Here is a 20075-nt window from a genome sequence, read left to right on the forward strand (position 1 = left end):
AGGCCTCACCGCCCCAGCACGAGCCCCGGCAGCCAGGTCGTCAGCGGCGGCCAGAAGGTGGCGGCGAGCAGTACCGCGACAAGCGGCAACATCCACGGCACGATGGCCCGCGACATCGCCTCGAAGCGGATGTTGGCGATGCGCGCCGTGACGAAGAGGACGACGCCCACCGGCGGCGTGATCGTGCCGATCATGAGGTTGAGCACGAAGATGAGGCCGAACTGCACGGGATCGATGCCGAACTGCACGGCGATCGGCACCAGGATGGGGATGAGGATGAGCATCGCCGCCAGCGCCTCCATGACGCAGCCGACGACGAGCAGCAGCACGTTGACGATGAGAAGGAAGACGAGCGGGTCGCCCACGGCGCCGATGATCATCGGCCCGAGCGTCTGCGGGATGCGTGAGATCGACAGGCACCAGGCGAGCGCCGCCGCCGTCATGACGAGCGCCAGCACGATCCCGGTCGTCTCCACGGTGTCGACGATGATGCGCGGCAATTGCCTCAGGTCGAAGTCGCGGTAGACGACGAGCCCGAGGAAGAGGGCGTAGACGGAGGCCACGGCCGCGGCCTCGGTCGGCGTCATGATGCCGCTCATCATGCCGCCGAAGAGGATGACCGGCGTCATCAGCGCCCAGTGCGCCCGCCGGTAGGCGACGGCGAGGATCCTCAAGCCTTCGAAGGGATGGCGCGGCATGGCGCGCCGCGTGGCGACGACCGTGACCATGGCGGAGAGCGCGAGCGCCATCAGCAGGCCGGGAATGACGCCGGCGAGGAACAGCCCGCCGATGGAGACATCGGCGCTGACCCCGTAGATCACCATGGGCAGCGACGGCGGAATGATCGGCCCGATGGTCGCCGAGGCGGCCGTGATGGCCGCGGCGGTCTCCGGATCGTAGCCCTCCTGCCGCATCGCCTTGATCTCGAGCGAGCCGACGCCGCCCGCATCCGCCACGGCCGAGCCCGACATGCCGGCGAAGATCACGCTGGCGAGGATATTGGCGTGGCACAGCCCGCCGCGCATCCAGCTGACGCAGGCGCGGGCGAAGGCGAAGATCCGGTCCGTGATGCCGGCCGAGTTCATGATGTTGCCCATCAGGATGAACAGCGGCGCGGCGAGGATAGGGAAGGAATTGGCCGCCTGGGCGATCTTCTGCGGCACGATGTCGACCGGCATGCCGTTGATGACGACGAAGGCGAAGGCCGCGAGCCCCATGGAGGCGAAGAGCGGCAGGCCGAGCAGGAGCGCGGCGAACCAGACGACGAGGATCTCGGCCATCACGGCGGTCATGGCGCGGCCCCCGCCTCGGAATCGCGCCGGCGGGCGCCGGCGAGCACTTCCGCGATCTCGACGAGCGCCTGCGCCACGACGGCGAAGCCGGCGACCGGCATCGGCACGTAGACGAGGGCGGCCGAGAGCGGCAGGCTGACCCACTCCACGTCGAAGTTGCGCTCGATCAGCCCGAAGCTGCGCGACAGGAGCACCATGCCGAGCGCGGCGACCGCGAGCTGGATCAGCACCTCGGCCGCCCGGCGCAGGGGCGGCGGCAGCTGGTCGATGACCACCGTGATGCGGATGTGGCTGCGCCGCCGCGCGGCCAGGATCCAGCCGACGAAGGCGGTCCACACCATCAGGTATTGCGCCATCTCGTCGGACCAGGCGAGCGGCTGGTTCACCAGCCTGAACACCACGCCGAGGAAGACGCAGGCGAGGAGCGCAAGGAGAAGGAGGACGGCGGCGGCGGCAACCGCCCGGTCCGTGAGAAGCCCGGCAAGGCGCAGCATGGCAGCATCCGAAGTCGGGGCGGGGCCTCCACAGGAGACCCCGCATAAGGGCAGGCGAAACGTCACAGCGCGGCGAGCGCGTCCCAGGTGCCCTTGCCCCATTTCTCCTCGAACTTCGGCGGCAGCTGCTCCAGCACCGGCTTGCGGAAGCTCTCCACGTCGGGCTCGATGATCGTCATGCCCGCCGTCTTCAGCGTGCCGATGAGCTCGCCTTCCTGGCGCGAGAGTTCGGCATCCTGCCACTTGGCCCCGTTGGCGATAGCCGCGTCGAGAATCGCGCGGTCCTCGGCCGAAAGCCCCTTCAGGGCCGCCTCGTTGGCGATGACGAGCCGCGGCGTGATGATGTGGCCGGTCAGGACGAGATATTTCTGCACCTCGGCGAGCTTGGCGCTGTGAATCGTCGGCAGCGGGTTTTCCTGCCCGTCGACCGCCCCCTGGCTCAGGGCGAGGTAGAGCTCGTTGAAGTTGATCGGCGTCGCGCGCGCCCCCCAGGCCTCGGCCATGGCGCGGAAGGTGTCGACCGGCGGCACGCGCAGCTTGAAGCCGGCCATGTCGGCCGCCGAGCGCACCTCCTTGCTGCCCGTCGTCAGGTGGCGCTTGCCATAATAGGTGATGGCGAGCATGCGCAGGCCGCGCCGGCTGACGAGCTCCTCGTTCATCTTGGCGAAGATCGGCGAGGAGCCGGCCTTCGTCATGTGGGCGGCATCGCGCCACAGGTAGGGCGCCTCGATCACCGAAAGCTGCGGCAGCAGCGCGCCGAGGGCCGCCGCGCCGTCCGTCGTGAAGGCGAGGGCGCCGGAGACGACGGCGTCCATCATGTCCTTGCCCGATCCGAGCTGGCCGTTGGGGAAGCTCTGGATGTCGATGCGCCCGCCGGATTTCTCCTTCACCTCCGCCGCGATGCGGTCGATCATCTGCACCTGCGGGTGCGACTGGGGCAGCATCTCGCCCCAGCGGATCACCGTGGCCTGCGCCCTCGCGATCGCCGGCATGAACACGCCGGCCCCGAGCGCCGCACTGCCGGCGAGAAACGTCCGTCTGCTGACACCGTGCATCGTTTGTCCTCCCATTGGATCATGGCGCGGCTTTGCCGTCGTTCTTGACCCGGCCGATGGGCGGCCGGGCGATCCGTGCCCCATAGCGGCGACAGGCCGCTGCGGGATGGTCTCAGGCGCCAGCCGGCTCGCCGGTGATGGCCTCGAAGGCGGCAACGAGCTGCTCCCGATCCGCCGCGGCGAGCGGCACGAGCGGCGGGCGCACGCGACAATAACCCTCGTCGCCGCGCCGGTGGGCGACAAGGGCCTTCACCGCCGGCAGCACCGGCAGGCTCACGATGGCTTCGACGAGCGCATTGACGCGGCGGTCGTCGCGGCCCTCGTGGACGAGGGGCCGCAGCAGCGCCGGGGTGATGTTGGCGAGGCCGCAGATGCTGCCCTCGGCGCCGTGGCGCACCGCGCGCGCCAGCAGGCGCTCGTCGCCGACGAGGACGGCGATGTCGCCGTGGTCGGCGAGGAAGCGCTCCGTCGTCGCCCAGTCCCCGAGGAATCCTTGATGCCGGCGATGACGCCGCCGAAGGCATCGCGCAGGCGCCGCACCAGGCTGCTCGACAGCGGCACCGCCGTCTGCCCGGGGATATGGTAGAGGATGACGCCGCGCGCCTCGCCGCCGAGGCGCCCGAGAAAATCGCGGAACCAGCCGTAGAGCCCCTCGTCGTCGACGCCCTTGAGATAGAAGGGCGGCGCCACCAGCAGGCCGCGCACGCCGGCCGACAGGGCGAGCTCCGCCTGTTCGGCGGCCTCGGCCACGGTCGTTGCCGATACGCCTGCATAAACCTTGTCCAGCGAAATGCCGGCTCCCGCCACGGCGCCGAGCATGGCGGCGCGCTCGCGCAGCGGGATGGAGAAGCCTTCGCCCGTCGTGCCGAACAGCGTGATGCTGTCGCAGCCCTCGGCGAGGACGGCGCGGGCATGGCCGACGAGCCGTGCGAGATCGGGCCCGCCCCGCTCGTCGAACGGTGAAACCAGGGCGGCGGACAGGCCGAAACGTTGCGGCTCGCTCACGTGGATCCCCCCAAAGGATCGTCCCCGCAATGATCAGGGACCGCTTTTATGTTTTTTCTGACATGTTAGCGCGTTCCCGAAGCAGCGCAAGCGCCGCGCGAATCGCGTGCCGGCGCGCGGTCGACAGACATGGTTTGTGAAATGATGCGGGAGCCGCTTTTGGTGGGCGGCAACATGAACGCAATGGAAATTCAAGTCGCCGCGCGGGGGACTTGATCCCTCCCCTCAAGGGGAGGGTGGATCGCGCCGCAGGCGCGAGACGGGCGGGGTCAAGGCCGGTGCTCTGATGTCAACCGCGCGCCCCCTCCGTCGCCGCTTCACGGCGCCACCTCCCCCATATGGGGGAGGATCGATGCGCGTACCGATTTAAAGCGATCAGGCGCTCTAGCGCTCGATGGACAGGAGGGCGCGCCGCACGGCCGCGAGGTCGCCCGCCATGTCGTTCAGCCGCTCGGCGAAAACCGCGCGCAGATGAACCGCTGCGTCGGGGAACTCGACGAGCACGCGCCGCAGGACGCTGCGCGGCAGCTTCGTCACGGAGGAAGGCTCGCGCGCGATGGCCGTCGCCGGCCGCTTCGTTTCGGCAAAGAGCGCGAGCTCGCCGATGAGCACGCCCGGCCCGACCACGTGATCCGTCGGCGAGCCGTCGTCGCGCGCATCGAGCGCGATCGCTCCCGAGCGCACCAGATAGCCCGCGTCGGCGGGCTCGCCACGGCGGAAGAGGATGTCACCGGCCCTCAGGATCCGCGATTCGGCCGCGAAGGCGATGAGCCGCAGCGCCTCGCGCTCGACGCCGGCGAAGGTCGGCACCACTTCGAGCGCCGCGATATCGTCGTTCAGTCCCATATCTGGCCGCCCGTCAGCGCTCCGATCATCACGGGATGAGTTTGTAGCCGCCCTGCTCGGTCACGAGAATGCGCGCGTTGGAGGGATCCTGCTCGATCTTCTGCCGGAGGCGGTAGATATGCGTCTCGAGCGTGTGGGTCGTGACATTGGCGTTGTAGCCCCAGACCTCGGCGAGCAGCACCTCGCGCGTCACCACCTTCTGCCCGGCGCGATAGAGGAAGCGCAGGATCGCCGTCTCCTTCTCCGTGAGCTTGAGCTTGGAGCCACGCTCGTTGACCAGCAGCTTGGCGCTCGGGCGGAACGTATAGGGCCCGATGGAGAACACCGCGTCCTCGCTCGCCTCGTACTGGCGCAGCTGGGCGCGGATGCGTGCGAGCAGCACCGCGAAGCGGAAGGGCTTGGCGACATAGTCATTGGCGCCGGCATCGAGGCCGAGCACCGTGTCGCTGTCGGTCGCATGGCCGGTCAGCATGATCACGGGGCTGCGGAAACCGCCCTCGCGCATGCGCTTGACGGCGTCGCGCCCGTCCATGTCCGGCAGGCCAACGTCCATGATGACGAGATCGATGTTGTTCTCCTTCACCACATCGAGCGCCTCGGCGCCGGATGCGGCGGTGGAGAGCGTGAACTCGTCGGTCAGCGCGAGCTGCTCGCTCAGCGTCTCGCGCAGGTCTTCCTCGTCGTCCACGATGAGCAGATGGCGGGCGTGGGGCATTGTCCTTCCATTGTTGGGCAGGAGATGCCGGCGCGGCGGGCCGGAGCGACCCGGCGACGCAGGAACGCATCCGGGCGAGGAAGTCCTAGACTAAGCGATCCGCGCCGGGCAACAAGTAGGCGAGGTCGACGCACCGGCTTGTGATGAAACGAACCTTCCTTCGCACCGTCAGGGTCCTGCCACGTCCGCTCGAGGCCTCGCGCGGGCTTCTCGTCGCAGGACATGTCGTGCTGCCCTGCGCGCTCGGCAAGGGCGGCGTCACGCGCGTGAAGCGCGAGGGCGACGGCGCAACCCCGCTCGGCCGCTTCGCCCTCGGCGTTCTCTACCTGCGCCCCGACAAGGGCGCCCGCCCGCGCTCCGGCCTTCCCGCGCGCAGGACGCGCCCGGACGACGGCTGGTGTGACGCCCCCGGCGACCGCCGCTACAACCGTCCGGTGCGCCTGCCCTATCCGGCGAGCCACGAGCGGATGTGGCGCGAGGACGACGTCTATGACCGCGTGCTCGACATCCGCTACAACCGCGAGCCCATCCGCCCCGGCCGCGGCAGCGCCATCTTCATGCATCTTGCCCGGCCCGGCTTTGCGCCGACGGCGGGCTGCGTCGCCCTGCGGCGGGCCGACCTCAATCGGCTCCTGCCGCGCCTCGGCCCCAAGACCCTTCTCGTGATCGGCAGCGATCCGCGCCGGTCGTCCCCTCCCCGAAAGCAGAAACGATGAGCCGCCCCGCCTTCCTCTTCGACCTCGACGGCACCCTGACCGAAACCGACCACCTGCATTTCGAGGCCTTCAACGCCATGCTCGCCGGCTTCGGCCGCAGCATCACGCCCGAGGCCTATGCGCGAGAGGTGCAGGGCCGTGCCAATGCGGCGATCATGCGCGACATGTTCCCGGACCTGCCCGAGAGCGAGCACATCCGCCTCGCCGACGCCAAGGAAGCCGCCTTCCGCACCATGGCCGAGAGCCAGCTGCAGCCCGCCCGCGGCCTTCTCGACTTCCTGGCGCTGGCGGAGGGGCGGGCGATCGGCTGCGCCGTCGTCACCAACGCGCCGCGCGCCAATGCTGAGATGATGCTCGGCGCCATCGGCCTCGGGCGCCGCTTCGAGGCGATCGTCATCGGCGACGAGCTGCCGCGGCCCAAGCCCGATCCCCTGCCCTACCGCATGGGGCTCGACCTTCTGCGCGCCGACGCCGCGCGCTCCCTCGCCTTCGAGGATTCGGCCTCCGGGGTGCAATCCGCCCACGCGGCCGGGCTTTTCGTGGTCGGCCTGATGACGACCCTCTCCGCCGAGGCGCTCGAGGCGGCCGGCGCGAGCCTCGCCATCGCCGACTTCACCGACCCGCGGCTGATGGAGGTTCTGGACGCGCGGCTCGGCGGCAGCCCCTGAGGATAAGCGAAAACGCCCCTGATCCTCGCTGGCAGAGCCGTGAAGGCCGGTCCACACGGCCCGAACTGCGGGCGGTGAAGCGCAACGCCTCCTGCCGTTATGCCAGCGCCCGTCGCGGGCATCCACGCCGCTTCGATCGCATGAGGCGGCAAGGCGTGGATGGCCGGGACAAACCCCGGCCAGGACGACTGAGAGGCATCAGAAGCCGTTCCCAGGCCTCCCGCAAGGGCTAATGACGCGCCCCGAAAATGGCGCTGCCGACGCGCACGTGGGTCGCGCCCAGCATCACCGCCTGCTCGAAATCGGCGCTCATGCCCATCGACAGGTCGGAGAGCCCGTTGCGCGCTGCGATCTTGGCGAGCAGGGCGAAATGCGGCGACGGCGGCTCGTCCGCCGGCGGGATGCACATGAGCCCGACCACGGGCAGGTTCCAGACATCGCGGCACTGCGCGATGAAGGCGTCGGCCTCGCCCGGCGTGACGCCAGACTTCTGCGCCTCCTCGCCGGTGTTGACCTGCACGAAGAGCCGCGGCCGGCGACCCGTCTTGTCGATCTCGCGCTTCAGCGCTTCGGCGAGGGAAGGCCGGTCGAGGGAATGGATCACGTCGAAGAGCAGGACGGCGTCATGCGCCTTGTTCGATTGCAGCGGCCCGATGAGGTGCAGCTCGACGTCCGGATAGCGTTCCTTGAGCGCCGGCCATTTCGTCTTCGCCTCCTGCACGCGGTTCTCGCCGAAGACGCGCTGCCCGGCCGCGAGCACCGGCTCGATGGCCTCCGCCTCGAAGGTCTTCGACACCGCGATCAGCGTCACGGAGGCAGGATCGCGCCCCTCCTCGCGCGCCGTGCGCGCGATCGATTCCGCGACGGCCCTCAGTCGCTCGGCAGCCAGCTGCGCCCTGTCGTCCACGGTGCTCACCCTCCTTGTGACCTCTTCGGCCGCCGCGGGCGCGTCACGACACCGCGAAAGCGGCGCCGGGCGTTGACCGCAAACGGCATTCGTGTCCTAGTCCGCCCGGCAGCAACGATGCAATGGGTGTCCGCGCCGCGGCGCGGCAGGCCGCGTTGTCGTGCCGCCTCACCGGCCCGCCGCATTGACTGCGACCGGGCTATTTTCGCGAGCATTCCGACTTGACCGAGACCATGACGGTGGAACGATACAACCCCAAGGAGGCCGAACCCAAGTGGCAGGCCGTCTGGGAAGAGCGCGGCATCTTCCATACGCGCAACGACGACCCGCGCGACACGTACTATGTCCTCGAGATGTTCCCCTATCCGTCGGGGCGCATCCACATGGGCCACGTGCGCAACTACACGATGGGTGACGTCGTCGCCCGCTTCATGCGCGCCAAGGGCTACAACGTTCTCCACCCCATGGGCTGGGACGCCTTCGGCATGCCGGCCGAGAATGCCGCCATGGCCAACAAGGTCCATCCCAAGGAATGGACCTACGCCAACATCGCCACCATGCGCGGCCAGTTGAAGTCCATGGGCCTGTCGCTCGACTGGAGCCGGGAGATCGCCACGTGTGATCCCTCCTACTACCGGCACCAGCAGAAGATGTTCCTCGACTTCCTCGCGGCTGGCCTCGTCGACCGCAAGACGGCCAAGGTCAACTGGGATCCCGTCGACCAGACCGTGCTCGCCAACGAGCAGGTGATCGACGGCCGCGGCTGGCGCTCGGGTGCGCTCGTCGAGCAGCGCGAATTGACCCAGTGGTTCTTCAGGATCACCGCCTTCGCGGATGACCTCCTCACCTCCCTCGACCGGCTGGAGCGCTGGCCGGAGAAGGTGCGGCTGATGCAGAAGAACTGGATCGGCCGCTCCGAGGGCCTCCTCGTGCGCTTCGCGCTCGATGCGGCGACGACGCCGAACGGCGAGAACGAGCTCGAGATCTACACCACGCGGCCGGACACGCTCTTCGGCGCCCGCTTCATGGCGGTCGCGCCCGACCACCCGCTCGCCACTGCCGCCGCCAGGACCAACCCGGAGCTCGCCGCCTTCATCGAGGAGTGCAAGCGCACCGGCACGGCCGCGGAGCTGATCGAGAAGGCCGAGAAGAAGGGCTTCGATACCGGCATCCGCGCCGTGCACCCCTTCGATCCGGACTGGAAGCTGCCGGTCTATGTCGCCAATTTCATCCTGATGGACTACGGCACCGGCGCCATCTTCGGCTGTCCGGCGCACGACCAGCGCGACCTCGACTTCGTCAATGCCTACGGCCTCGGCGTCACTCCCGTCGTCTGCCCGCCGGACACGGATCCCGCCGCGTTCACGATCACCGACACCGCCTATGATGGCGAGGGCACGCTGATCAATTCGCGTTTCCTGGACGGCATGACCATCGCCGCGGCGAAGGAAGAGGTCGCCCGCCGGCTCGAGACCGAGATGCGCGGCGGCCGGCCGGTGGGTGAGCGGCGCGTCAACTTCCGCCTGCGCGACTGGGGCATCTCGCGCCAGCGCTACTGGGGCTGCCCGATCCCGATCATCCACTGCGACGACTGCGGCGCGGTGCCGGTGCAGGACGACCAGCTGCCGGTGGTGCTGCCGGAGGACATCGACTTCGACAAGCCCGGCAACCCGCTCGACCGGCATCCGACCTGGAAGCACGTCGCCTGCCCGCGCTGCACGAAGCCCGCCCGTCGCGAGACGGACACCATGGACACCTTCGTCGATTCGTCCTGGTATTATGCGCGCTTCACCGATCCGCACCTCACGAGCCAGCCGACGAACCGCGACGTGGTCGACCGCTGGCTGCCGGTGGACCAGTATATCGGCGGCATCGAGCACGCCATCCTGCACCTGCTCTATTCGCGCTTCTTCACCCGGGCGATGAAGGCGACCGGCCACGTGGGGCTCGACGAGCCCTTCGCCGGCCTCTTCACCCAGGGCATGGTGGTGCACGAGACCTACCGCGACGCCGGTGGCGCCTGGGTGCAGCCGGCCGAGGTGCGCATCGAGAGCGAGGGCGGCGCCCGCACGGCCTTCCACATCAGCACCGGTGAGCCGATCAGCATCGGCAGCATCGAGAAGATGTCGAAGTCCAAGAAGAACACCATCGACCCGGACGAGATCATCGGCACCTACGGCGCCGACACGGCCCGCTGGTTCATGCTCTCCGATTCCCCGCCCGAACGCGACGTGATCTGGACGGAGGAGGGCGTGCAGGGCGCTCACCGCTTCGTGCAGCGCCTGTGGCGCCTGATCGGCGAGGTGGTGGCCGTCACCGACGCGACCGACGGGTCGGCCGAGACGACGCTCGACGATGCCTCCCTCATCCTGCGCAAGGCGGCCCACCGCGCCCTGGCGACCGTCGAGGACGACGTCCTCAAGCTGCGCTTCAACCGCTGCGTCGCCCAGGTCTACGAATTGTCGAACGCGCTGCAGGCGGCCCTCAACGGCATCCGCGACGGCGAGCCCCCGGCCGCCGACATGCGCTTTGCCCTACGCGAGGCAGCCTCGATCCTGGTGCAACTCGTCGCGCCGATGATGCCGCATCTGGCGGAGGAGTGCTGGAAGGTGCTCGGCTTCGAGACGCTCGTCGCCGAGACGCATTGGCCCAAGGCCGACAAGGCCCTCCTCGTCGAGGACGTCATCACCCTGCCCGTGCAGGTCAACGGCAAGAAGCGCGCCGACGTGACGGTGCCGCGCGATGCCGACAACGCTGCCGTGGAAGCCGCGGCGCTCGCGCTCGAGGCCGTCCAGCGCGCCACCGAGGGGCGGCCCGTCCGCAAAGTCATCGTCGTCCCGCAGAGGATCGTCAATGTCGTCGCCTGACCGTCTCTCCCGCCGCGCTGCCGCCGGGCTGCGCCTTGCCGCCGTCGTCACGCTCGGCCTCGGGCTCGCCGGCTGCCTTCGCCCGCTCTATGCCGAGCGCGCGGACGGCACGACCATGCAGGATACGCTGCGCACCATCGAGGTCGGGTCGATCCCCGACATCGCCGGCCAGGAGCGGCTCGCCCATTACCTGCGCAACGAACTCGTCTATGAGCTCACCGGCGGCAACGGCGCCCTCGAGCCGCGCTACCGGCTGGAGGTCTCGCCGGCAGGCATCCAGGTGCGGACGGCGATCGTCGATACGATCAGCGGCAATGCCCAGTCGGCCAACCTGCAGGCCACCGCGAACTTCGTCCTCACGCGCATCGGCGAGGAGAAGCCCGTGATGACCGGCAAGGCCACCGCCTCGGCGAGCTACGATCGCAACCCGCAGCGCTTCGCCTCGACGCGTGCCGCGCGCGATGCGGAGATCCGCGTCGCCAAGGAGCTCGCGGACCAAATCAGCACGCGCATCGCCGCCACGCTCGCGACCCGCGGCTGAGAAACGGGACTTCAGGCATGGTGGCGATCAAGGCGGGCGACGTCGATGCGGCCATCGCCCGGCCGTCGCCGCAGACGGCCGTCTTCCTCGTCTACGGGCCGGACAGCGGCCTCGTGGGCGAGCGCGTGCGCCGGCTCGTCGCCGGGGCCGTCGACAATCCCGACGATCCCTTCCAGCTGGTGCGCCTCGACGGCGACGAGCTCGCGTCCGATCCCCTGCGCCTCGCCGACGAAGCCCACACCGTGCCGCTCTTCGGCGGCCGCCGGGCCATCTGGGTGCGGGCCGGGAGCCGCAATCTCGCACCCGCCCTGACACCGGTGCTGCAGACGCCGCCGCAGGATGCCGTGGTGATCGTGGAGGCAGGCGATCTTTCCCGCACCGCTCCCCTGCGCCAGCTCTGCGAGAAGATGCCCGCCGCCGCGGCCCTGCCCTGCTATGCGGACGGCGCCCGCGACATCGGGGCGCTGATCGACGACATGAGCCGCAAGGCCGGCCTGCGTGTCGAAGCCGATGCCCGCGAACTGCTGCTCGCCTCGCTCGGCGCCGACCGGGCGGCAAGCCGGTCGGAACTCGACAAACTCTTCACCTATGCCCATGGCCGTGACGTCGTCACGGTCGAGGATGTCGCCGCTGTCGTGGGGGATGTCTCGGCCATCGCCTTCGACGCCGCCATCGACGCCGCCTTCCTCGGCGATTTCGCCACGCTCGACCGCAGTTTCACGCGGCTGCAGGCCGAGGGCATGGATGCCGGTGTGCTCCTCGGCTTCGCCCTCCGGCACGCGCTCACCCTCATGGCGGCGCGGCAGGCCGTCGACATGGGCTCCCCGCCCGCGGTGGCCATCGGCAGCTTCCGCGGCCTGCATTTCAAGCGCAAGGCGGCGGTGGAGCGCCAGTTGCGCCTGTGGACGACGGCGAGCCTCAACCGGACCGCGATGGAGGTCGGCCAGGCCGTCAGCGCGACGCGGCGCCATCCGCAGCTTGCCACACAATACGCGCTGAAGACGCTCTGGGCCGTCGCCGGTATGGCCCGTCGCGCCGCGCGGTAGTGCCGACAATTACCCCCGCAGGCGGCGGCAGAGCGCGTCGAGCTGCTCCAGCGTCTTGTAGCGGATGCGCACCTCGCCGCCCTGCGCCTTGTGCTCCACGCTGACGGCAAGGCCGAGCACGTCCTCGAGCGCCTGTTCGAGCGCCCGCGTGTCCGGATCCTTCTCCTTGCGCGGCCGCAGCTCGCGCCCGGGCTCCTCGCCACCGCGCGCTTCCTCCTGCGCGATACGCTCGACATCGCGCACGTTGAGGCCTTGGGCGACGACGCGCTCGGCGATCGCCTCCGGGTCGCTGACGGACAGGAGGGCCCGCGCGTGGCCGGCCGAGAGCACGCCGTCGTTGACCTTGCTCTTGATGCTGTCGGGCAGGCGCAGGAGCCTCAGGGTATTGGCGACATGGCTGCGGCTCTTGCCGATGACCTGGGCGAGATCGTTCTGCGAATACTGGAACTCCGCCATCAGCTGCTCGTAGCCGACCGCCTCCTCGATGGGATTGAGATCGGCGCGCTGCACGTTCTCGATGATGGCGATCTCGAGCGCCAGGCGATCATCGGCCTCGATGACCACCACCGGCACCTCGTGCAGGCCGGCCCGCTGCGCGCCGCGCCAGCGCCGCTCGCCCGCGACGATCTCGAAGACATCGACGAGATTGGGCACGGCCCGGACGACGATGGGCTGGATCAGGCCACGCTCGCGAATGGAATTCGCCAGTTCGTCCAGGGCCTCGTCGTCGAAGACCTTGCGCGGATTGCGCGGGTTGGGCCGCAGGAACTCGATGGGAACGGCACGCTGCCCGCGAGGACCGCGCCCGGCATCACCGAAGTCCTCGCCAACCTCCCCGATGAGAGCGGCAAGTCCACGACCGAGGCGGGAACGGGCAGGATCATCGACCATCTTTCAACTCCACCATCGCTTGTGCGGCCATCGCATCGTCCGGCCGCGACCCGCAACAACACGGCACCGAAACGACCTCCCGGCGGCTGCAACGCAGGCGGCCGGGAATTTGGCGCCTCAGGCTGCCCGCAGGGTTTTCTCTCGCTGGATGATTTCCGACGCGAGCTTCAGATAGGCCTGCGCGCCAGCGCATTTGAGGTCGTAAAGGAGCACCGGTTTGCCGTGCGACGGCGCCTCGGAAACGCGGACATTGCGTGGAATGATGGTTTCGTAGACCTTCGATCCCATGAACTGGCGCACATCCGCGACCACCTGCCCCGAGAGGTTGTTGCGCGGATCGAACATGGTGAGCACCACGCCGTGGATCGTCAGGCGGGGATTGAGCGCAGAGCGTACCTGCTCCACCGTCCGCAGGAGCTGGCTCAAGCCCTCGAGGGCGAAGAACTCGCACTGCAGCGGCACCAACACCGCATCGGCGGCCGTCAAAGCGTTGATGGTGAGCAGGTTGAGCGACGGCGGGCAGTCGATCAGCACATAGCTGTAGGCAGGCTGCCCGCCCTCGTCCGGTGGCAGGGCCTTGATGGCGGCTGACAGGCGCTGCGCCCGGTCGCGATGGGCGGCGATCTCGAGCTCGACGCCGAGCAGGTCCAGCGTGCTGGGCGCCACCGCCAGGCCCGGAACCGCCGTCTGCAGCGCCGCCGCCTCCAGCGTCGCCGTGGCCGTCATCACATCGTAGGTCGAGACGCGCCGGCTCTTGCGGTCGATGCCGAGGCCGGTCGAGGCGTTGCCCTGCGGATCGAGGTCGATGATCAGGACCCGCTCGCCGATCGCCGCCAGGGCCGTGCCCAGATTGATGGCCGTCGTCGTCTTGCCGACGCCGCCCTTCTGGTTGGCGAGGGCCAGCACCCGCGGCTGGCTGCGGGCAGGCACATGAATGGGTGAGCCGATATCAGCCATGATCCGGACCATGCTCCCGCAGCTGACGGACGATGCAGATGCGCCCCTGAGGATCGGTGACGCTCGGAACAATGTCGTAGTCGATATTCCAAGATTTAGCGGCCACCGTCAATTCGGCCTCTAAATCTTGTCCCTTGGGAAAGACGCCGATCGCCCCGGTTCTCAACAGATCTTTGCCGAGATCAAGGAGATCCGTCAGCGGCGCAAGCGCCCGCGCGGTGAGCACATCCGCTTGGCCGAGGCTGGGCAGGACATCCTCGATGCGGCCGGCATGGACCTGCGCCCGCGCACCTGTTTCACGTGAAACAGCCCGCAGGAAGGCACATTTGCGGCTGTTGCTCTCGACCAGGTGAACCTCGCCATCCTCGCGATTCCGCAGCAGGATCGCCAGCACCAGGCCCGGGAACCCCGCTCCGGATCCGATATCGATCCACTTCCGCGCCGTCGGCGCCAGTGGCAGCAGCTGTGCCGAATCGGCGATATGGCGCGTCCAGACATGATCGAGTGTCCGTGGCCCCACCAGGTTCTTCACATCCTGCCAACGCCGCAGGAGGTCGACGTAAATATCGAAGGCTGGCAGCGCGCCGTCCGGGATCAGACCCAACGACAAGGCTGCTGCGCGATCCCCTCCGGTGGAATTCTTGTTCAGCATGATCGGTCCGGATCCGAATCATTCCGCCGCAGCGGGGCGGCGGGCTCGAGCGACTTCCGCGGCGAGGATGGTCAGCGCCGCCGGCGTCATCCCCTCGATGCGGCCCGCGTGGCCCAGCGTCCGCGGCCGGATCGTCACGAGCTTATGGCGGAGCTCCGCCGACAGTCCGGGCAGAAGGCTGAAATCCAGTCCTTCCGGCAGGACCGCCGCTTCGTCTCGCCGATAAGACGCAATATCCGTGGCTTGCCGGTCGAGATAGACCGAATAAATGGCATCCGTGCTCACACGCTCACGCGTCTGCCGATCGAGCGCCCCGATCTCCGGCCAGATTGCCGCCAGGCGATCGAATGTCACGTCCGGATGAGCCAGCAGCTGGAAGGCCGTGCGACGGCGCCCGTCCCGGTTGATCCACAATCCATGCGCCGCCGCCTCGTTGGGCGTGAGCGCCAGCTGGTCGAGCAACGCCCGTGCTTCGTCGAGCCGCTGGCGCTTGGCCCGATAGGCGGTAGCGCGTCGTCCACCGACGCAGCCGATGGCGATGCCGCGCTCCGTCAGCCGCTCGTCAGCATTGTCAACCCGCAGGGACAGCCGGTATTCGGCACGGGACGTGAACATCCGATAGGGCTCGGTCACGCCGCGGGTGACGAGGTCGTCGACGAGGACGCCCATGTAGCTCTCGGCGCGGTCGAAGACCACACCCTCTCCACCGCCGGCACAACGCGCTGCATTGAGGCCCGCGAGCAAACCCTGCGCCGCCGCTTCCTCATAGCCGGTCGTGCCGTTGATCTGGCCGGCGAGAAACAATCCTCTGACCGCCTTCGTCTCGAGCGTCGGGCGAAGCGCGCGCGGATCGACGAAATCATACTCGATGGCATAGCCGGGCCGGAGGATCTCCACCCGCTCGAGCCCCGGTATGGTCGCGATCATGGCCCGCTGCACGTCTTCCGGCAGCGACGTGGAAATGCCGTTCGGATAGACCGTGTGATCGTCGAGCCCCTCCGGCTCGAGAAAGATCTGGTGGCCGTCGCGATCGCCGAAGCGGACGACCTTGTCCTCGATGGACGGGCAATAGCGCGGACCGCGGCTTTCGATCTCACCCGAATACATGGGCGCGCGATGGAGATTCGCCCGGATGATCGCATGGGTTTCCGCCGTCGTGCGGGTGATGCCGCATTCGATCTGTGGATTGGTGATCCGCTCCGTCAGAGTCGAAAAGGGTTCCGGCTCAGGATCTCCCGCCTGGCGCTCGAGGCTCGACCAGTCGATCGTCCGGCCATCGAGGCGCGCCGGCGTCCCCGTCTTCAGCCGCCCCAAGGGGAAGCCGAAACGCGCCAAGGCTTTCGACAGGCCGTGCGACGGCGCCTCGCCTATGCGGCCGGCCGGGATCTTTACTTCGCCGATATGGATGAGGCCCCGCAGGAACGTTCCCGTGGTCAGCACGACGGCGCCTGTCTGCAGGACATCGCCGGACGCCATAACCACGGCGGTGATGCGGTTGCCGTCGAACAGGAGGTCGTCCGCTTCTCCTTCGACGACGACGAGATTCTCGGTCGCGCGAATCTCGGCCTGCATCGCCTCGGCATAGAGCTTGCGATCTGCCTGGGCACGCGGACCACGCACGGCCGGGCCCTTGCGGCGGTTGAGCACGCGGAACTGGATGCCACCGGCATCCGCCACCCGCCCCATGAGACCGTCGAGGGCGTCCACCTCGCGCACGAGATGACCCTTGCCCAACCCACCGATCGCCGGATTGCACGACATGGCACCGATGGTGTCGAAGCGATGCGTCACCAGCGCCGTTGACGCGCCCATGCGGGCAGCGGCGGCAGCGGCTTCGACGCCGGCATGCCCACCCCCGATCACGATAACGTCGAACGAACGGTCCATGCGCACAACCTTCGGTCGAATCAGCCCTGTTTCACGTGAAACAGGGCCTCATTTTCCGATGCAGAATCCGGCAAAGAGACGGTCGAGAACATCCTCGACATCGACCGTCCCGGTGACACGCCCGAGATAGCGCATCGCCAGGCGAATGTCTTCTGCAAAGAACTCGCCCGGATGATCGGGACCGGCCGAGATCGCGCGTTCCAGCAGGGTGAGCGCCCCCACAAACGCCTCCCGATGCCGCTCCCGCGTCACCAACCCACCGTCTGCCACGACATCTTTGGCTACAGCTTCAAGCTTCGCCACAAGCGCTTCAATGCCCTCGCTGGTCGTGGCCGAAAGCTGCAGCTCATCGGCCCGTGCGCCGATGTCACTGTGCTCCGTAGCCAGATCGATCTTCGTCCGGATGGGAATGATCACGGCACCGGGAGCATCTCGAAGATGTTCCGTCGGCGAATCGAATGGGCGGAGCGACAGGATGACGTCGGCGGTCCGTGCCCGATCGCGGGCACGCCGCACGCCCTCCTGCTCGATCGGATCCTGGCTCTCGCGCAGGCCGGCGGTGTCGACCAGGGTGACCGGCACGCCGGCGAGATCCCAGTGCACCTCGATACTGTCCCTGGTGGTCCCCGGTATGTCCGAGACGATGGCGACGTCGCGCCGCGCCAGCGCGTTCAGCAGTGTCGACTTGCCGGCATTTGGCGGACCCGCGATGACCACGGTCAGCCCGCTCCGAATCCGCTCGCCGTTGCGGGCCCGCGCGATCTCCCGGCGTAGCTCATCCGCCACCGAGGTCAGCAGGCCCGTGGCACGCTCGCGCAGACCATGCGGCACATCCCCCTCGTCGGCGAAATCGAGCTCCGCTTCGACGAAGGCCGATGCCTCAATGAGGGTCGTCCGCCACCGCTCCACGGCCTCGCGCAGGTCTCCCTGCATCTGCCGCATCGCCTGTCGGCGTTGCATCTCGGTTTCGGCATCGATGAGGTCGCCCAAGCCCTCGACGGTGCTGAGATCCATCTTGCCGTTGAGGAGCGCGCGGCGGCTGAACTCTCCCGCCTCCGCAAGCCGGCAACCGGGAATGACGACCAGGGCGCCCAGGACGGCAGCGACCACGGCCCGGCCGCCATGGACGTGCAGTTCCGCGACATCCTCCCCGGTAAAGCTGTTCGGGGACGGAAAGAATGCCACCAGGGCCTCGTCGAGCACCTCTCTGGAGCCCGGGTCCCGCAGCGTGCAGAGCTCCAGGCGCCGGGGCTTCGTCACTCGGCCTGAAATCGTTTCGAGGACGAATCGGCATGCCGGACCGGAGATGCGCACCACGGCGATCCCGGCGCGGCCTGCGCCGCTCGCCAGGGCGATGATCGTGTCGTTTCGGTCCATCTGCATCGTTGCGCTGTCGAATCGATTGCTGGGGGGCCATATGGCCACGCCCGAAGCTATACTGGCGTGGGATTTTCCCTTGTGACGGATCTTCCGGCGCTACCGTCTGTTGGGCCGGAAACGGAGGACAAGAATCATGAACCGCCTCGCCAACGAGACCAGCCCCTATCTCCTCCAGCACAAGGAGAACCCCGTGGACTGGTGGCCCTGGGGCGAAGCCGCGCTCGCCCGGGCCCGCAGCGAGAACAAGCCCATCCTCCTCTCGGTCGGATATGCCGCATGCCACTGGTGCCATGTCATGGCCCACGAGAGCTTCGAGGACCCCGCGACGGCCGAGGTCATGAACGAATTGTTCGTCAACATCAAGGTCGATCGCGAGGAACGGCCGGACGTGGACTTCATCTACATGTCGGCCCTGCATGCCCTCGGCGAGCAGGGCGGCTGGCCGCTCACCATGTTCCTCACGCCGGACGGCGAACCGTTCTGGGGCGGCACCTATTTCCCGAAGGAGAGCCGCTTCGGCCGGCCTTCCTTCGTCACCGTCCTGCGTGAGATCGCCCGCCTCGTCGCCCAGGAGCCGGCCCGCGTGGAGCACAACCGCCGCGCGATCGCGACGGCGCTCGCAGCGGAGGCCGACACCGGACCGGTCTTCGGGGAGGAAGCCCTCGGCCAGCTGTCCGAAAAACTCGCCCGCCTGGTCGATCCCGTGAATGGTGGCCTCCCCGGCGCGCCGAAATTCCCCAACCCTCCCCTCATCGAGCTGCTCTGGCGGCATGCCGCCCGTACCGCGCGCGAGGACGACCGCAGGGCCTTCGCACTGACGCTCGAGCGCATGGCGCGCGGCGGCATCCACGATCATCTCGGCGGCGGCTTCGCCCGCTATGCCGTCGACGAACGCTGGCTCGTGCCGCACTTCGAGAAGATGCTCTACGACAATGCCCAGCTGCTGGAGCTCTATGCCCTTGCCGCCCGGGACAACGGTGACCCGCTGTACGAGAGAGCGGCGGAGGGGATCGTTGCCTGGCTCGCGCGCGAGATGACCCTGCCCGGTGGCGGCTTCGCCGCCAGCCTCGATGCCGATTCGGAAGGTGAGGAGGGACGCTTCTACGTCTGGTCGGCCGAGGAAATAGACACCATCCTCGGCCCGGAAGCACCGTTCTTCGCCCGGCACTACGACGTCTCACCAAGCGGCAACTGGGAAGGCAAGGTCATCCTCAACCGACTCGCCGGCGTCCCCGCGACGCCGGAGGAGGAGGAGCGGCTCGATGCCCTGCGCGACAGACTGCTCGCGCAGCGCGCGGGCCGCGTGCCTCCCGGGAAGGACGACAAGATCCTGGCCGACTGGAACGGCCTGATGATCGCCGCCCTCGCCCGCGCCGCCCTCCTCCTGCACCGGCCGCAATGGCTGGCCCCGGCGGAAGGTGCCTACCGTTTCATTGCCGAATCGATGCGGCGGGATGGCCGGTTCGGCCACTCCTGGCGGGATGGTCGCCTGCTCTTCCCCGGAATGGCCAGCGATCATACGGCCTTGGTCCGCGCGGCCCTCGCGCTATACGAGGCAACCGGCAAGAACGGCTATCGGGATGATGCGCAGGCCTGGACCGAACTCGTCGAACGGCACTACCTCACCGACGACGGCATCCTTGCCATGTCGGACAGCGAGGCGGACGACATCATCCTGCGCCCGAAGCCGACGCACGACGACGCCGTGCCCAATGCCAACGGCATGCATGCCGAGAACCTGCTGCGGCTCGCCGCGCTCACCGGCGAACCCGCGGATCAACTCAGGGCCGACCGGTTCCTCGATCAGCTTCTGACGCATGCGGCAAGGGCGCCCCTTGCCCACGCCACCGCCCTCAACGCGCTCGACTTCCGGCTGTCCGGAGCGGCCATCGCGGTGGTCGGGGCTGGAGCTGACGACCTTCTCGCCGTTGCACGGGATGTTCCGTATCCGAATCGAACGGTCGTGGATCTCTCCGGAAGCGATGCGGCAAGTTACCCCGGTATTGCCGCGGGCGTTTCACCCGCTGCCGGCCGCTCCGCAGCCTTTGTTTGCTCCGGCGGCACATGCTCGCTGCCCGTCACGGATCCGAATCGGTTGGAGGAAACGCTGCAGGGCCTGCGGGGAAATAAAAAAGGGCGGGTCTGAACCCGCCCTT

General features: G+C 68.4%; 18 protein-coding genes and 1 pseudogene. 6 read left to right on the plus strand and 13 right to left on the minus strand.

Annotated features, from left to right (window positions below):
• Window positions 1–5: 5 nt before the first annotated feature.
• The 7 genes and pseudogenes from AL346_RS07540 to AL346_RS07565 all read right to left on the minus strand — a co-directional run bounded on the left by AL346_RS07540 (window position 6) and on the right by AL346_RS07565 (window position 5407).
• The gene (locus tag AL346_RS07540) at window positions 6–1292 is read right to left on the minus strand and encodes a TRAP transporter large permease (protein WP_019402162.1); all 1287 of its coding nucleotides are present in this window, start codon (window positions 1290–1292) and stop codon (window positions 6–8) included.
• Window positions 1289–1786, minus strand: coding sequence for a TRAP transporter small permease (locus tag AL346_RS07545; RefSeq protein WP_019402163.1), 498 nt, complete (start codon window positions 1784–1786; stop codon window positions 1289–1291). The genes AL346_RS07540 and AL346_RS07545 overlap by 4 nt, the downstream gene beginning before the upstream one ends.
• A 62-nt stretch (window positions 1787–1848) precedes the next feature.
• Window positions 1849–2841 carry a sialic acid TRAP transporter substrate-binding protein SiaP gene (locus AL346_RS07550; RefSeq protein ID WP_019402164.1) on the minus strand — a complete coding sequence of 331 codons (993 nt, stop codon included), beginning with the start codon at window positions 2839–2841 and terminating at the stop codon, window positions 1849–1851.
• A 112-nt stretch (window positions 2842–2953) separates the two neighbouring features.
• Window positions 2954–3238 (minus strand): hypothetical protein, encoded by a 285-nt coding sequence (locus AL346_RS25790; protein WP_256381330.1) that lies wholly within the window; start codon window positions 3236–3238, stop codon window positions 2954–2956.
• Between the two features lie 137 nt (window positions 3239–3375).
• Window positions 3376–3846, minus strand: a pseudogene (locus AL346_RS25795) (dihydrodipicolinate synthase family protein); the annotation flags it as partial.
• Between the two features lie 384 nt (window positions 3847–4230).
• A complete protein-coding gene (locus tag AL346_RS07560; RefSeq protein ID WP_019402615.1) occupies window positions 4231–4692 on the minus strand; it encodes a cyclic nucleotide-binding domain-containing protein in 462 nt (153 codons plus the stop codon).
• Between the two features lie 28 nt (window positions 4693–4720).
• Window positions 4721–5407 carry a response regulator transcription factor gene (locus AL346_RS07565; RefSeq protein ID WP_019402616.1) on the minus strand — a complete coding sequence of 229 codons (687 nt, stop codon included), beginning with the start codon at window positions 5405–5407 and terminating at the stop codon, window positions 4721–4723.
• Window positions 5408–5550: 143 nt separating this feature from the next.
• Here AL346_RS07565 and AL346_RS07570 point away from each other — a divergent pair, with 143 nt between their 5' ends.
• Both AL346_RS07570 and AL346_RS07575 read left to right on the plus strand, forming a co-directional pair.
• A complete protein-coding gene (locus AL346_RS07570) occupies window positions 5551–6123 on the plus strand; it encodes a L,D-transpeptidase (protein ID WP_019402617.1) in 573 nt (190 codons plus the stop codon).
• A complete protein-coding gene (locus AL346_RS07575; RefSeq protein ID WP_019402618.1) occupies window positions 6120–6791 on the plus strand; it encodes an HAD family phosphatase in 672 nt (223 codons plus the stop codon). The genes AL346_RS07570 and AL346_RS07575 overlap by 4 nt, the downstream gene beginning before the upstream one ends.
• Window positions 6792–7020: 229 nt before the next feature.
• On the opposite strand, the gene AL346_RS07580 is transcribed toward AL346_RS07575, so the two are convergent.
• Complete coding sequence (locus AL346_RS07580; RefSeq protein WP_019402619.1) at window positions 7021–7698, minus strand: YggS family pyridoxal phosphate-dependent enzyme; 678 nt, start codon at window positions 7696–7698, stop codon at window positions 7021–7023.
• A gap of 233 nt (window positions 7699–7931) precedes the next feature.
• Here AL346_RS07580 and leuS point away from each other — a divergent pair, with 233 nt between their 5' ends.
• From leuS to holA, 3 genes are read left to right on the plus strand one after another with little or no spacing between them, the layout of a single operon-like run.
• Window positions 7932–10565: a leucine--tRNA ligase gene (gene leuS / locus AL346_RS07585; RefSeq protein ID WP_026015215.1), complete on the plus strand. Its 2634-nt coding sequence runs from the start codon at window positions 7932–7934 to the stop codon at window positions 10563–10565.
• Window positions 10552–11106: an LPS assembly lipoprotein LptE gene (lptE, locus tag AL346_RS07590; RefSeq protein ID WP_019402621.1), complete on the plus strand. Its 555-nt coding sequence runs from the start codon at window positions 10552–10554 to the stop codon at window positions 11104–11106. Before leuS ends, lptE begins: the two co-directional genes overlap by 14 nt.
• 17 nt (window positions 11107–11123) lie before the next feature.
• On the plus strand, window positions 11124–12152 hold the full coding sequence (gene holA / locus AL346_RS07595; RefSeq protein WP_019402622.1) for a DNA polymerase III subunit delta: 1029 nt from the start codon (window positions 11124–11126) through the stop codon (window positions 12150–12152).
• 9 nt (window positions 12153–12161) lie between these two features.
• Here holA and AL346_RS07600 read toward each other — a convergent pair whose 3' ends face one another.
• From AL346_RS07600 to mnmE, 5 genes are all read right to left on the minus strand, one after another.
• Window positions 12162–13043: a ParB/RepB/Spo0J family partition protein gene (locus AL346_RS07600; protein WP_019402623.1), complete on the minus strand. Its 882-nt coding sequence runs from the start codon at window positions 13041–13043 to the stop codon at window positions 12162–12164.
• Window positions 13044–13160: 117 nt separating this feature from the next.
• The gene (locus tag AL346_RS07605) at window positions 13161–14000 is read right to left on the minus strand and encodes a ParA family protein (protein ID WP_019402624.1); all 840 of its coding nucleotides are present in this window, start codon (window positions 13998–14000) and stop codon (window positions 13161–13163) included.
• Window positions 13993–14652: a 16S rRNA (guanine(527)-N(7))-methyltransferase RsmG gene (gene rsmG, locus AL346_RS07610; RefSeq protein ID WP_019402625.1), complete on the minus strand. Its 660-nt coding sequence runs from the start codon at window positions 14650–14652 to the stop codon at window positions 13993–13995. The genes AL346_RS07605 and rsmG overlap by 8 nt, the downstream gene beginning before the upstream one ends.
• A gap of 18 nt (window positions 14653–14670) precedes the next feature.
• Entirely contained in the window at window positions 14671–16539 is a 1869-nt protein-coding gene (gene mnmG / locus AL346_RS07615; RefSeq protein ID WP_019402626.1) for a tRNA uridine-5-carboxymethylaminomethyl(34) synthesis enzyme MnmG, read from the minus strand.
• Between the two features lie 48 nt (window positions 16540–16587).
• Complete coding sequence (gene mnmE, locus AL346_RS07620; protein WP_019402627.1) at window positions 16588–17916, minus strand: tRNA uridine-5-carboxymethylaminomethyl(34) synthesis GTPase MnmE; 1329 nt, start codon at window positions 17914–17916, stop codon at window positions 16588–16590.
• Window positions 17917–18052: 136 nt separating this feature from the next.
• On the opposite strand from mnmE, the gene AL346_RS07625 reads away from it, so the two are divergent.
• The gene (locus tag AL346_RS07625; RefSeq protein ID WP_019402628.1) at window positions 18053–20065 is read left to right on the plus strand and encodes a thioredoxin domain-containing protein; all 2013 of its coding nucleotides are present in this window, start codon (window positions 18053–18055) and stop codon (window positions 20063–20065) included.
• The last annotated feature ends 10 nt before the right edge of the window (window positions 20066–20075 follow it).

The sequence above is a fragment of the Chelatococcus sp. CO-6 genome, assembly GCF_001271345.1.
GTDB lineage: Bacteria > Pseudomonadota > Alphaproteobacteria > Rhizobiales > Beijerinckiaceae > Chelatococcus_A > Chelatococcus_A caeni.

Excerpts from the sequence above, each read along its gene's own strand:
- AL346_RS07540 (WP_019402162.1), bottom strand. The coding sequence starts at position 1,292 with ATGACCGCCGTGATGGCCGAGATCCTCGTCGTCTGGTTCGCCGCGCTC.
- AL346_RS07545 (WP_019402163.1), bottom strand. The coding sequence starts at position 1,786 with ATGCTGCGCCTTGCCGGGCTTCTCACGGACCGGGCGGTTGCCGCCGCC.
- AL346_RS07550 (WP_019402164.1), bottom strand. The coding sequence starts at position 2,841 with ATGCACGGTGTCAGCAGACGGACGTTTCTCGCCGGCAGTGCGGCGCTC.
- AL346_RS07560 (WP_019402615.1), bottom strand. The coding sequence starts at position 4,692 with ATGGGACTGAACGACGATATCGCGGCGCTCGAAGTGGTGCCGACCTTC.
- AL346_RS07565 (WP_019402616.1), bottom strand. The coding sequence starts at position 5,407 with ATGCCCCACGCCCGCCATCTGCTCATCGTGGACGACGAGGAAGACCTG.
- AL346_RS07570 (WP_019402617.1), top strand. The coding sequence starts at position 5,551 with ATGAAACGAACCTTCCTTCGCACCGTCAGGGTCCTGCCACGTCCGCTC.
- AL346_RS07575 (WP_019402618.1), top strand. The coding sequence starts at position 6,120 with ATGAGCCGCCCCGCCTTCCTCTTCGACCTCGACGGCACCCTGACCGAA.
- leuS (WP_026015215.1), top strand. The coding sequence starts at position 7,932 with ATGACGGTGGAACGATACAACCCCAAGGAGGCCGAACCCAAGTGGCAG.
- lptE (WP_019402621.1), top strand. The coding sequence starts at position 10,552 with ATGTCGTCGCCTGACCGTCTCTCCCGCCGCGCTGCCGCCGGGCTGCGC.
- holA (WP_019402622.1), top strand. The coding sequence starts at position 11,124 with ATGGTGGCGATCAAGGCGGGCGACGTCGATGCGGCCATCGCCCGGCCG.
- AL346_RS07600 (WP_019402623.1), bottom strand. The coding sequence starts at position 13,043 with ATGGTCGATGATCCTGCCCGTTCCCGCCTCGGTCGTGGACTTGCCGCT.
- AL346_RS07605 (WP_019402624.1), bottom strand. The coding sequence starts at position 14,000 with ATGGCTGATATCGGCTCACCCATTCATGTGCCTGCCCGCAGCCAGCCG.
- rsmG (WP_019402625.1), bottom strand. The coding sequence starts at position 14,652 with ATGCTGAACAAGAATTCCACCGGAGGGGATCGCGCAGCAGCCTTGTCG.
- mnmG (WP_019402626.1), bottom strand. The coding sequence starts at position 16,539 with ATGGACCGTTCGTTCGACGTTATCGTGATCGGGGGTGGGCATGCCGGC.
- mnmE (WP_019402627.1), bottom strand. The coding sequence starts at position 17,916 with ATGGACCGAAACGACACGATCATCGCCCTGGCGAGCGGCGCAGGCCGC.
- AL346_RS07625 (WP_019402628.1), top strand. The coding sequence starts at position 18,053 with ATGAACCGCCTCGCCAACGAGACCAGCCCCTATCTCCTCCAGCACAAG.